This is a genomic window from Shewanella algidipiscicola, assembly GCF_003605125.1.
GTDB classification, from domain to species: domain Bacteria; phylum Pseudomonadota; class Gammaproteobacteria; order Enterobacterales; family Shewanellaceae; genus Shewanella; species Shewanella algidipiscicola.
Map to the genome: position 1 here is coordinate 83,586 of NZ_QPQT01000001.1, position 13,494 is coordinate 97,079.

6 protein-coding genes are annotated in these 13,494 nt (G+C 49.4%); 4 read left to right on the top strand and 2 right to left on the bottom strand.

The features are described from left to right. Positions 1-118 precede the first annotated feature (118 nt). From recC to DVO77_RS00390, 4 genes are all read left to right on the top strand, one after another. A complete protein-coding gene (gene recC, locus DVO77_RS00375) occupies positions 119-3,595 on the top strand; it encodes an exodeoxyribonuclease V subunit gamma (protein WP_119976881.1) in 3,477 nt (1,158 codons plus the stop codon). Position 3,596: 1 nt separating this feature from the next. After that, positions 3,597-7,190 carry an exodeoxyribonuclease V subunit beta gene (gene recB / locus DVO77_RS00380; protein WP_119976882.1) on the top strand — a complete coding sequence of 1,198 codons (3,594 nt, stop codon included), beginning with the start codon at positions 3,597-3,599 and terminating at the stop codon, positions 7,188-7,190. Continuing rightward, a complete protein-coding gene (gene recD / locus DVO77_RS00385) occupies positions 7,187-9,103 on the top strand; it encodes an exodeoxyribonuclease V subunit alpha (protein WP_119976883.1) in 1,917 nt (638 codons plus the stop codon). The genes recB and recD overlap by 4 nt, the downstream gene beginning before the upstream one ends. A gap of 131 nt (positions 9,104-9,234) precedes the next feature. Next, the gene (locus DVO77_RS00390) at positions 9,235-10,245 is read left to right on the top strand and encodes a D-alanine--D-alanine ligase (RefSeq protein ID WP_119976884.1); all 1,011 of its coding nucleotides are present in this window, start codon (positions 9,235-9,237) and stop codon (positions 10,243-10,245) included. Positions 10,246-10,386: 141 nt separating this feature from the next. On the opposite strand, the gene DVO77_RS00395 is transcribed toward DVO77_RS00390, so the two are convergent. Together DVO77_RS00395 and ushA are read right to left on the bottom strand one after the other, a co-directional pair. After that, positions 10,387-10,830: an Hsp20 family protein gene (locus tag DVO77_RS00395; protein ID WP_119976885.1), complete on the bottom strand. Its 444-nt coding sequence runs from the start codon at positions 10,828-10,830 to the stop codon at positions 10,387-10,389. A 373-nt stretch (positions 10,831-11,203) separates the two neighbouring features. Continuing rightward, positions 11,204-12,919 (bottom strand): bifunctional UDP-sugar hydrolase/5'-nucleotidase UshA, encoded by a 1,716-nt coding sequence (gene ushA, locus DVO77_RS00400; protein WP_211328746.1) that lies wholly within the window; start codon positions 12,917-12,919, stop codon positions 11,204-11,206. Positions 12,920-13,494: the final 575 nt, after the last annotated feature.

Sequence of the window (13,494 nt, forward strand, 5' to 3'; positions counted from 1 at the left end):
CAATAAAATTGACCTTGATGATTGGCTATCAAGCATTAACACCATAGAATAACCCCTATAAGTTTGTCACTCTTGGCGCACACCTTCGCGCGCAGCATCATAAAGATAAAGGCCCACTATGCTTTACTTGGTTCAGTCAAATCGAATGGAATCGTTAGCCCAATTATTGGCTGATGAGCTGAAATCGCCTCAGGCCATGGACTCGCTGTTATCGTGCGAGCAAATTTTGGTGCAAAGCCCGGGCATGTCCACTTGGCTGCGTCTGGCGATTGCGCAGCACAACCACATTGCTGCGGCGCTCGAATTCCCCCTGCCTTCCAGCTTTATCTGGCAATTGTGTCACACCCTACTGCCTAACGTGCCCAAAGAAAATGCCTACACCAAAGCGGCGATGACCTGGAAATTAATGGAGCTGTTGCCGCAGTTGCTGGCACAACCTGTGTTTGCGCCCCTAAGACACTATCTAGATGATGATGCCATCACAGATGATCTCAACGCGACTCACTCGCTTAAGCTGTATCAGTTATGCGGTCAAATCGCCGATATTTTTGACCAATACTTGGTCTATCGCCCCGATTGGATTTTAGCTTGGGAGGCCAATGAGCCTTTGCTGCCACCCAAAAATGAGCGCCTTAGCCCAGCACAAGAGTGGCAACCTGTACTCTGGCGCGCGCTTATCCAATACAACAATCAAGAGTTAGGCCAAAGCACCTACCACAGGGCCAACCTGCATCAGGCACTGTTTGATACCTTAGATGATCCAAACTGCGACTTAAGTGGCTTACCTCGACGACTGTTTGTATTTGGTATCTCATCCATGGCACCGCAAACCCTAGAGGTGCTCTATTTCTTAGCCAAACGCATCGATGTGGTGATGCTCAACCTCAGCCCTTGTCAGCATTATTGGGGCGACATTGTCGACCCTCGTCTGCGCGCCCGTATGGCGCTGCAATATGCAGATAAGCAGCAACTGTGTATGGACTGGGAAGATAAACTGGAAGTGGGTAACCCTTTGCTTGCCAATAATGGCAAGATGGGCCGTGAACTGCTGGATTTGATCCTCGAACTGCCTGAAGAAGATACCAATTTTAACTTCGAATGCTATCAAGATCCCGGCAATAACACCCTATTACACGGCGTGCAGCAAGATATTTTGGAGCTTACCACCCGCGGTAAGAACCTTGGCCCCGATGGCGAGCTCTATTTAAGCCTCGAAGGGCGGCGACGGTTACACGCCAATGATGACTCTATCACCCTTCGAAGCTGCCACAGTGCGCTGCGCGAAATTGAAACCCTGCATGATCATTTATTGGCGCTACTGGCACAGCAAGAGGGCAGCGAAACGCCCATCAGCCCGAAAGACATAGTGGTGATGATGCCTGATGTTGCGGCCTACGCGCCCTATATCGACGCCGTATTTGCGGCTAAAAGTGGCGCGCACTATATCCCTTACGCCATTGCCGATCGCGGCGCCGCCCAAGAGTCGCCCTTGATCAGCAGCTTTTTACACCTGTTAACCCTAAATCAGAGCCGCTTCGCCCTCACCGATATTTTAGGCATTGTCGAAGTGCCAGCGGTACTGCGCCGCTTCGATATCAGTGATGATGAACTGGGTATTATTCGTCGTTGGTTAGAGCAAGCTGGCGTGCGTTGGGGCCGTGATGCCAAGGCGCGTCAGGCACAACAACTGCCCGCCTTTGAGCAAAATTCTTGGGCCTTTGGTATTAAGCGATTGATTTTAGGTTACAGCTTTAGCGATCACGCCCCTATCTACCAAGACAACTTGGCGTTAGAGGGCATTGAAGGTCAATCGGCTCAGGCCTTAGGCAAGTTACTCAATTTTATCGAAGCGCTCGATGAATTTACCCTGGCGCTCAATCAACCTTGCTCGCTCAATGAGCGTATCGGCCAGCTGCAGCAGTTAGTCGATGAGTTTTATGATTGCGATGAGGAGGAGCTTAATCAAGAACAAGCCATTCGCGGCGCCATTAGCCGCCTAAGTGAAGAGCTAAACCAGAGCCAATACAGCAGCGAACTGGATATTAGCGTACTGCAACATTGGTTTGTTAGCCAACTGTCAGAATCCCGCGTTGGTCAACGTTATTTAGCCGGTAGTGTCAATTTTTGTACCTTAATGCCGATGCGCTCTATTCCCTTTAAGGTGGTGTGTTTACTGGGGATGAACGATGGTGTCTACCCTAGGGTACAACATCCGGTAGGCTTTGATTTAGTCGCACAGTTTGGTGCGCGCAAAGGCGATCGTTCACGCCGACTCGACGACAGATACCTGTTTTTAGAAGCCATGTTATCGGCAAGGCAGCAACTGTATATCAGCTACATAGGTCATAGTGAGCGCGATAACAGTGAGCGCATCCCCTCGATGCTGGTCTCAGAGCTGATAGAATATTGCCAGCTGTGTTACCTGCCTGCATCGCTCGAAGCTACAGTTAATGAGCCAGACTCTGGCGCTGTCGATATTGATGCCATTGAAAAAACCATTGCCGCGCAGTTGATAAAACAGCAGCCGCTACAGCCCTTCGATGAGCGTCTGTATCAAGCCGGCCAAGGCTTACAGCACAGTTATAGCCAGCAATGGTGCCCCGTTGCCAGTCACAGCAGCGACGCGCAAAGCCAACAGAGCCGCTTTATTGAGCAAGCGCTCAAGGTTAGCAGTGATGATGACAGCCGTGAAATCGAGCTCTCGGCGCTGATCCGGTTTTATCGTAATCCCGCGCAGTATTTCTTTAACCGCTCGCTGAAACTGGATTTAGGCTTAGATATTCAAGCCGATGACAATGATGAGCCTTTTAACCTGAATCCATTATCTCGCTACAAGTTGCAAGCCCACTTGATTGATGATGCCATTAAGCGGCAGCAAGAGCTGCCCGACGAGCAACTGCTGCATAAACTCAAACTGGCGGGCCAACTGCCCCTAGCGCCGTTTGACGATCTGCTGCTTAATCAATATCTACACGATATTAAACCCATTATCGGCAGAGCTAACTACCTCAAAGGCGAACAATCCCACGCGCTAGAGATAGCTATCGCCCTCAACGATAGCCGCCAAAGCCACCTAGTGGGGCGGATAGACTCACTATCGGCCAAAGGGCTCGTCAATTATCGTCCAGGCACGGCCAACGCCCGCGATCTTATTCGGGTTTATTTGCGCCACCTTTGCCTTAACGCCATGGGCACCCAAGCCATTGGCGACAGTTATCTGCTCGATATTGGCCATTTTTATGGGTTTGCCCCAATTACGAGCGAGCAAGCCATCAATCAGCTCAGTGTGTGGGTCGACTACTTTCACCGTGGCCAACATCAGCCCTTGATGTTTATTCCGCGCACGGCCATGAGCTATGTCGAAGCCGAAGGCGACCACACAGACAAACTTGCCGAGGCGCAAAAACAGTGGCTCGATGATCAAGGTGCCATGGGTGAAGGGCTCGAACCCCATTACCAGCGCCTATTTCGTTTTCCAGAAGATTTCACTGAGGCCCAATTTGGCGAGCCTGCCACAACACTATTATCGCCCTTAATTAGCCTGCTTTATAAGGCGCCATTAAGTGAGCTGGCCACCTTTGTGGAGGGACGCTAACATGAGCACCACCATACTCAACACCCTTACCCTGCCTTTTGACGGCACCCGTCTTATTGAAGCCAGCGCCGGCACAGGTAAAACCTATACTATCGCGGGCCTATATGTGCGCCTATTGCTGGGTCATGGTTGCCCGCAGCCGCTGCGCTGCGAGCAAATATTAGTGGTGACCTTTACCAATGCCGCCACAGGTGAACTGAGGGATCGCATTCGTAAAAAAATCCAGCTGGCTTATCGCTGTTTTATTGGCCTGCCCGTGAGCGATCCCCTGATTGAGCAGCTCTACGCACAGACCCCAGCAGAGCAGCTACCGCTGGCGCGTAAACGACTCGATTTGGCGCTTAAATCCCTCGATGAGGCGGCCATTTTTACTATTCATGGTTTCTGTCAGCGCATATTAGCCGACATGGCGTTTGAATCGGGTTTGCTGTTTGAGTCTGAATTTACCCTCGATGATAGTGAGTTTTTACACCATGCGGTGCGCGATTTCTGGCGAGAAACCTGCTATCCGCTGCCCGGCTATCTTGCCCAAATTGTGCAAGGTAAGTTTAGCGATCCCGATGGCTTGGCCCAGCAACTCAGGCCGCTGCTCGGCGCCAGTCAAGCCAAAGCGACTCCCACGCCGCAGCCCTTTAAACAGATAGCCCAGGCGCTGAGCCAAAGCCTGAGTCGCTTAAGACTCATCTGGCCGCGTGAGCGCGATGCACTCGAGCAACTCTTGCTACAGCTGCCACTCAATGGGGTGCGGTTTGGTAAAAAAGATCTAGGTTTTCCCAAACTCGCAGCCATGTTAGCGGCGATGGACAATTGGGCTCATCATGGCCAATCACTGCCCGATAGCAAAGTGCTCGATGCGCTCGCGTTAAGCCAGCTTAAACTCAATAAAGGCGGCGAGATCCCAACGGCTGAGCAAGCGCCACTGTTGGCCCATATCGACAATCTGAATCAATTGATAACGCAGTTTGTGCCCAGCTTTCTGTTTGCGGCGCGCCAAGGGATCTCGAGCCGTTTTGCAAAGCAAAAACAGGAGCGTAATCTGCTGACACCCGACGATCTGCTGCTCACCCTTGCGGGTGCACTGAGTGCGCCCAGTCAAGATAACAGCGACGCAGCGCGGAATCTGGCTCACAGCATCGCCCAGCGTTTTCCTATTGCACTTATCGATGAGTTTCAAGATACCGACCCACTGCAGTATCAAATTTTTAGCCACATCTATCAGCAGGGCGAGAACCTAGCGCATCCGGCGCAAAGCTTATTGATGATTGGCGATCCCAAGCAGGCCATTTACGCCTTTAGGGGCGCCGATATTCACACCTATATTGACGCTCGCCAGCAGGCTCAAGCCCACTACAGCTTAGACACTAACTTCCGCTCGAGTCGCAATATGATAGCCGGCGTGAATCAGTTATTTGGCCAACATCACGATCCCTTTATTAGCGAAGCGATTCCGTTTGAGATCGTGGCGCCCTCACCCTTTGCCGATAACAAACGTTTAATCGAGGCCAATAGCGATAACAGTGCACTGCGGCTCAAACTGCTCGGTGAAGATCCCGACAAAGGGCTCAATAAAGCCACCGCGAGAAGTTTGCTCGCCGAAGATGCCTGTAATGAGATAGCCAGACTATTAACCGAGGCGCAGCAAGGTTTATGCCTGCTGGACGATAAACCCCTTAGGGCCAAAGACATTGCGGTGCTGGTTCGAGACCGTAACGAAGCCGCCTACATTAAAGCCGCCCTCAGCGAGCGCCAGATAGGCGCTGTGTTTCTCAGCCGTGACAGTGTATTTGCCACCCTCGAAGCTAAAGAGCTGGCACTGGTGTTGGTCGCGATTGCTAATCCAAAGGATGAGCGCGCGCTAAGAAGCGCGCTGGCCACCCAGCTTCTGGGCTACAATGCCGAAGCTATTCATCAATTTAACCTCGATGAAGACAGCCGACAGCAACTGCTGGAACAATTTAACGGCTTGCAGCAGATCTGGCAAAAACGCGGCATTATGCCCTGTTTATTGGCCATGGCCAGCGATACCGCGCTTATTCAGCGGCTGTTAAGTACCGCTGACGGCCAGCGCCGCTTAACCGACTTTAGGCATTTAGGCGAACTGTTACAGCAAAAAGCCAGCGAGCTTGACGGGATCAGCGCCCTGCTCAATTGGTATCAGCAGGCGCTGCTCGACAGCCACAGCACAGAAGAAGCGCAGCTCAGGCTCGAAAGCGAGCAAAACCTTGTGCAGATAGTCACTATCCATAAGAGTAAGGGGCTAGAATACCCAGTTTGCTTTGTGCCCTTTGTCAGCCTTGCCCGCGACAACCGCCGTAAGCCAGCCCCCATGTTGTACCACCAAGATAACCAACTGCTGTGGGACATAGAGCAGAGTGATGAGGGCTGGGCGCGGCATAAACGGGAAACGCTGGCCGAAGATTTGCGCTTACTCTACGTGGCGTTGACTCGCCCCGTGCTCGCCTGTTATCTGTATGTGGCAAACCACTCGCGCTACACCAAAAAAGCGGGCATTAGCAGCCAACTACACGAAACCGCCATTGGCTATCTGCTTGGCATCGAAGAGGCCAAATGTGAATTTAGCGATATACAAGCGCGTGCCCAAGCCTTGGCAAGTGATGCGTTAAGTGTCACCAGCATCGAGGAGATAGCCAGCGCCACAGTGCTGGCGCCAACGAGTGTCGATACCCTAAGCCTAGCGCCTAAGGCACTGCGACGCCTTCAAACCACCCCATGGCGGGTCGGCAGTTATTCGGGGCTGGTAAAAAACCAAGCCCATGAACGTGTCATGCCCGGCGGTGACGATGAGGCCTTTCCTGAGCTCAAGGTGATTGAAGATGATCTCGATAACCAGATGTCACGTTTCACCTTCGAGCGCGGCGCCAATGCAGGTAGCTTTATGCACTTAGTATTAGAGCTGATTGATTTTACCCGCGCCGATGTCACGCTACAGGAGCAACTGCCCATAGCGATGGAAAAATTTGGCATCGATAGCGTCTGGCAACCCGTGCTGCACCAGTGGTATATGGACCTGCTCGGTGCGCCGCTCAATGACAGTGGGCTGTGCTTGGCGCAACTTCCAGCAAGCCAAACCTTAGTCGAAATGGAATTTTACCTACCGATATCGCACTTACAGGCCAGCGCATTGAATCAGCTACTTAGCGAGTTTGGTTATAGCGCCGAACTCAGCTTCGATGCACTACAGGGCATGCTAAAAGGCTTTATCGATTTAACCTTCGAACATCAGGGCCAATTTTACATTGCCGATTATAAGTCCAATCATTTGGGTAACGATGTGAGTCAGTATCATCAAAGCCAGATGCAACAGGCCATTAGTAGCCACCGGTATGACTTGCAATACATCCTCTACACCTTGGCACTGCACCGCTACCTTAAGCTGCGCTTAGCCAACTATTGTTACGATCAGCATATCGGCGGGTGTTACTACCTATTTTTACGCGGTATGTCACAGCAAGCACCTGGTGCTGGGGTGTTTTATGATAAACCCAGCCAAGCCCTGATAGAGCGACTCGACCATCTATTCCAAGCTCCCTATCAGCCTTTGGGCAGTGGGACATCTGCGGAGCTCGCACTATGATAACCTTAGAGCAACCCTTAACTGCACTGTTAAAACAGTGGGAACAAGAACGACTATTAACCCCACTCGATCGCCATTTTGCACTGCAGATGAGTGCGCTGCATCCTGGCAGCAATGAACTGTTTATCTTGATCTGCGCCCTGCTCAGCCGCCAACTGTCACTGCAGCATAGCTGCCTGCCCATTGAGCAGATAGATGTCGATAACCCCATGAGTGAGCAGCAAGCTCAATGCCGTATCACCTTAAGTCCACAGGAGATCATCGCTGAGCTGAGTCGCTGCGATGCGGTCGGCTTAGCGCCTGAGCAACTCGATAAACCGCTGATCCTTGATGGCTTCAACCTCTACTTGCAACGTTATTACCAGTTTGAATCTCGCGTGGGACAGCAACTCAACGCCTTAGCCCAGCCCATTCGCGTGAGTGATATCGGCGCAAGCACCAATATGCTCGCCAGCTTATTCGCCCCTACCGAGAGGCAATATGACTGGCAAAAAATCGCCACGGCCACAGCGCTCACTCAAAAGCTGGCGGTGATCACGGGCGGCCCGGGGACGGGTAAAACCACCACAGTGACTAAGCTACTCTTGTTATTGTGTCAGCAAGAAACCATGACTATCCGCCTCGTTGCGCCCACGGGTAAGGCCGCAGCGCGATTAAGTGAGTCGATTAAAGCCTCTAAAGCGCGCCTAGCCACTGAACTGGCTCCCTTTAGTGACATTATCGATCTTAACGCATTACAACAGGTGCCGGAGGAAGCCTCGACGCTACATCGTTTACTGGGGGTTATTCCCAACTCGCACCGTTTCCGCCACGATAGCGACAACCCACTGCGACTGGATCTCTTGGTGGTCGATGAAGCCTCAATGGTGGATCTGCCTATGATGTATAAACTGCTTAATGCCTTGCCTAGTCATGCTCGGCTTATTTTACTTGGCGATCAGGATCAGCTGGCGTCGGTAGAAGCCGGCGCTGTGCTGGCCGATATTTGCGCTGGGTTAAAAGACAGAAATGGTCAATGGTCAATGCGCTACTCGCAAGATAAGGCAGCATTACTCAGCCAGCTCACGGGGACAGATCTTAATGGCTTTGTCAGCGAATCACCCCAGCTCGGTGACAGTTTGGCGATGCTGATGCACAGCCACCGCTTTAAGGGGGATGCCGGTATTGGTCAACTGGCCAGCGCCGTTAACATCAGTGATTTAGCGGCCATAATACAGGTCTGGCAGCGCGGTTATGAGGAACTGCTGTGGATTGAGCATCAGATTAATCAGCAAGCCAATTTGGGCTTAAACGCCTTGCTCGAGCGCAGCGTGGCGCAATATCGTCACTACCTTGAGGCGATCACTCAAGCGCAAGATGCCATGAGTATTATCGACAGCTTCAATCGTTACCGCGTGCTGTGCGCCATGCGCGCTGGTGAATATGGCGTCGATGGCATTAATGCCAGTATCACCCAAGCCCTCGCCAAGGAAAAATTGGTCAACCCGGCCACTGAATTTTATGCAGGGCGGCCGGTGATCATCCAAAGTAACGATTATAACCTTGGTCTGTTTAATGGTGATATCGGCATTATTTTGCCCGATGCCCATAACCAACATCGCTTAATGGCCCATTTTGTTCAAGCCGATGGCACCTTACTCAAAGTGTTACCGGCGCGCCTGCCAAGCCACGACACCTGTTATGCGATGACAGTGCATAAAAGCCAAGGCAGCGAATTTAGCCACGTGGCGTTAGTCATGCCACCTCGCCCAAGTGTCGCCCAGCGGCAACTGCTCACCAAAGAGTTGGTGTATACGGCGATCACTCGCGCTAAACACCATTTTACCTGTTTAGGTAGCCAGCGCGTGTTTGAACAAGCATGCAGCCAAGCCACACTGCGCGCATCAGGACTGGCGAAACGCTTATGGCAGTAACAACATAAAATAGGCTGGCAAGCCTATAAAATCGTCAAACGATAACGGCGCTTGATAGCAAAACTTGCATAAAATTATTAGCGCGTCATAGTGCATCATAACATCTACATTCAGTTGTAAACGGAGACCCGATGAGTCCGACCAATCTATTATTGTTATGTGGTGGTGGCGGTGATGAACACGCTATCTCACTGTTGTCAGCTAACTATTTTGAAACTTCGCTGGCAAAATTAGACCAGGTGAATGTGCTGCGTGTCGAACTGGACGGCCATGGTCAGTACACCACCAAAGACGGCCACCGCTGTGAGCTCACTAATCGTAAAGAGATCCGTTTCGAAGATGACAGCATAGCGCCTTGGCCTGTGGATTACGTCATTCCTTGTATACATGGCTATCCGGGTGAAACGGGTGATATTCAATCCTATTTTGAACTAATAAAACTGCCCTATTTTGGCTGTAACTCAGAAGGTTCGAGTAACTGTTTTAACAAGGTCACCGCAAAAATGTGGTTTAGCGCACTGGGGATCCCCAATACCCCCTACCTGTTTTTAAATCAACTCGATGACGACGCCATTGAACAAACGCAGCAAGCCTTGGCGGACTGGGGCTCCATTTTCATTAAAGCCGCCTCACAAGGCTCATCTGTTGGCTGCTACCGAGTTGATGATGCAGCGCTTATCCAAACTACGCTGACCGATGCCTTTCAATATTCCCCCTATGTGGTAGTTGAAAAAACCATCAAGGCTCGGGAATTAGAGGTGGCTGTCTATCAATATAAAGGGCAGACAGTGGCGACCCTGCCCGGTGAAGTGATCTGTGCTGGCGACACTTTTTATACCTTCAATGAAAAATATGCAGCTAACAGTAAGGCTACTACACAAGTGGTTGCCGATGTTTCGCCGGCTATCGCCCAACAAATACAGCAGTATGCCATCAAAGTATTTGATGGCATGAAACTGCGTCATTTGTCACGTATCGACTTTTTCTTAACCGAGCAAGGTGAGATCTTACTCAATGAGATCAATACCTTTCCGGGCTTAACTCCAATCTCTATGTTTCCTAAGATGCTAGCCAACCATGGCGACGATTTTAGTGCGTTTTTACACGAAACCATTATGGCGGGGTTATCGGCGGAAAAATAACCGCCTCATGAGCTTATCCAGAGGCGTAGATTGTAAGGTGTTATGCGTCATTAGCATCGATTGAGTACAAAAAAGGGAGCCAAGGCTCCCTTTTTTGTTTGTGTGAGCAATGCTGTCTAAGCCGCATTGGCTAAGGCGGTATTACTCTTTATTGAGTAAACCTGAGTGGTTGATCTCAATTTTACGAGGTTTGAGCATCTCAGGGATCTCACGTTTGAGATCGATATTGAGTAAGCCGTTTTCTAAATCGGCACCAATCACGGTGACATAATCAGCTAACTGGAATGTACGCTCAAAACCACGCTCAGCAATACCTTGGTATAAGTATTTGCGTTGTTCATTGGCTTGTTCCGCCTTTGTGCCCTTCACAATCAATTTATCACCTTCGCTGGTGATCTCTAATTCTGGCATCGAAAAGCCGGCTACAGCCATGGTAATACGGTAACGATTTTCGCTGAGTAGCTCGATGTTATAAGGTGGGTAACCTGAGTTACCTTTGTTCGCTGCTGCATGCTCTGCAAGCTGAGCTAAACGGTCATAACCAATGGCACTGCGATAAAGTGGAGATAGATCATAATTACGCATTTTTATATCCTTGTATTAAGCAATATAGTGAAAATTTGGCCGACCACCCATATAGTGGGCTTGAGTCGCACCGTTTGACTGTCTCTCTAGTTACGTTAATTCAATGAGGGTGACAGCCCTGTTAATGGTCGATTGCACAGCCCCAAAGGCACTGTACTTCAGTCAACCCGAAAGCCTCGTCGAGCGCTTCCTACAGACTATATAGGGATAGGCAAAATTGTTTTCAAGTCATCACTGCAAAAAATTTTATCGCGTCTAACTTATCTATTAACCGCCAATAAAAAAGCAGCCTTGCGGCTGCTTTTACACTGTAAAGTGTAAGGTAATAACCCTAACGCCTCTGGCATAGCCAGGTGCTAGTTAAATCATGTCATTACTCTGCTGCACAACTTGCAACGACTTTACCCGCTTTAGTGAACGTGAGCTCGCCATCTACCGGCGCATAATCGGCTATCGATAGGCTTGGGTTTTTAACGAAGTAATCACGGAATACCGCGGCATCGGTCAACTGGGTGTCAATATAATTTGGGTGTTGGTTAACGATAGGGTAATCATCACCACCCGCTGCACTAAAGTGGATCAGTGCAAAGGTGTAATTTTGCTCTAGGTCAAAGGCGCGGCCACCTAATTGAGCAATATCGACAGTCCCTGCATCACAATTAACGTCCATTGCGACTTTGTTAAATTGTGGGTAACCTCCACCGGTTTTAACAGCAACAGCGGCCAGGTAATCTTGCACTTCAGCGCCGGTCATGGTGACGTATGACACAAAGTTACCAAATGGCTGCACGGTCAGTACATCACGATAAGAAATATCACCTTGTGCAATCGATGCGCGAATACCGCCTGAGTTCATTACGCCAAAATCGGCCGTCACATTAAAGTTATTGGTCACAAATTCAGAATATGCAGTTGTCAGCAATTGACCTAGGTTAGTTTGCTGACCACGTACTATATTTCGCTCCCCTTCAAATACCCCATCGGTGTACGAGATCACCACATCAAGCAACTCTTGACCGCGCTCTTGGTAAGGCTTGAGCATGGCATACACATCTTGGTCTTGCTCAATCTCTTCGGTCACGTAGACCAATTCACCAGCGTCATCTTTGGTCTTTAAGTTAATTGGGATCAACTGATAACTTGCCAGCGTTAACTCACCGTCAAGGTATTCAAAATCGGCGCGGCCCACATACTTGCCCCACTCGTGAGCTTGCATGATATAGGTGCCATTTTGCATATCAGGTTTACACTCATCACCAGGTTTGAAGTCGGCATATTCGCTGCCTTCCATACACACTGGATTTTGCGAATGACCACCAATAATGGCTTGTAATTGGCCAGCCTCCACTGAGCGGGCTAACAACACATCACCTGGGGCCTCTGTACCATGATTACCGTTGGCGTAATGGCCCATGTGGGTTAGTGCAAATACCATATCCACAGTTTCATTTTGTTCAATTTCAGCTAATACTTTTTTAAGCTCGACCTGTGGATCCGTAAAGCTTAGTGGCTCAACATTTTCCGGGTTAACGATCTTTGGTGTATCAACGGTTGTGAAACCGACAATGGCCACTTTAACCCCATCAAGTTCAAACACACGGTAGGGTTCAAAATAGCGCTCATCACTATTTTTATGGTAAATGTTAGCCGCTAACATGGGGAATCTAGCCAGCGTTTGCTGCATATCGAGCACATCTAATGAGTTATCAAACTCATGATTACCCACAGCCATTGCATCGTATTCCAGTAGGTTCATACCGACAAAATCGGGAATAGCCTGTTGCATATCAGACTCTGGAACACCGGTATTGATATCACCACCAGACAAAACGATGGCTTGGCCACCACGGCTTTCAACTTCGTCTTTAATCTGTTCGATGACCGTCATACGAGCGGCCATACCATATTCGCCTTTGCTGTTTTGCCAAAAACGACCGTGGTTATCGTTGGTGTGGATCACAGTAAATGTTTTACAAGCATCACCTGCAAGTTCACATGCTGTTTTAACTTGATCATCATCGCTATTACAACCAGCAAGTGCAGCGAGCACTGCTGTCGCAACTAATCCTTTAATAAGCTTATTCATTATTACATCAACCCCTAATTTTAGTTTTTAATAACCATTATTCTTGTGCCGGCGAATCGGAGTTATCGCCAGCCAATATAATAACAAACATTACACCTAAATTGTGGCATTTTTATGAACAAGCTTGAGCTAACTCATTATTTTAAAACAATTTTATTAAAATCATTGTTCGTTAACAAAAACAAGGGCGTTTAAAAGTGAAAACAAACACGATCATTGGCACTTCACTTTGAAATAAAATCGCTACATTTAAATCACTTACATCAGTCAAGTATCTATAACCCAGCATCCTCTACTCAAAACAACAAAACAGTAACAATCCTCCCGTGATTGCTCCAGAGATGAAACTTTTATGCATTTTATTGGTTAACTCAAGGTCATTAATGCTGGTAAAGCGTCAATAGGAGCGATGCCGATTTGTGGATGCTTAACTGCGCGCCACAACAATAAATTGCGGCGCGTGTAACTTAGGTGACTGGATAGCGCGATATAGCATTAGCGATTGACTCGAAGAAGACGGCCTAACGCCGCACGGAACTTGAGCCGTTTATGTCGCATCATGGCTGATTATAGGGAGT

What these genes read in the sequence shown, in the direction of transcription:
- recC (WP_119976881.1), top strand. Translation starts at nt 119, where the DNA reads ATGCTTTACTTGGTTCAGTCAAATCGAATGGAATCGTTAGCCCAATTA.
- recB (WP_119976882.1), top strand. Translation starts at nt 3,597, where the DNA reads ATGAGCACCACCATACTCAACACCCTTACCCTGCCTTTTGACGGCACC.
- recD (WP_119976883.1), top strand. Translation starts at nt 7,187, where the DNA reads ATGATAACCTTAGAGCAACCCTTAACTGCACTGTTAAAACAGTGGGAA.
- DVO77_RS00390 (WP_119976884.1), top strand. Translation starts at nt 9,235, where the DNA reads ATGAGTCCGACCAATCTATTATTGTTATGTGGTGGTGGCGGTGATGAA.
- DVO77_RS00395 (WP_119976885.1), bottom strand. Translation starts at nt 10,830, where the DNA reads ATGCGTAATTATGATCTATCTCCACTTTATCGCAGTGCCATTGGTTAT.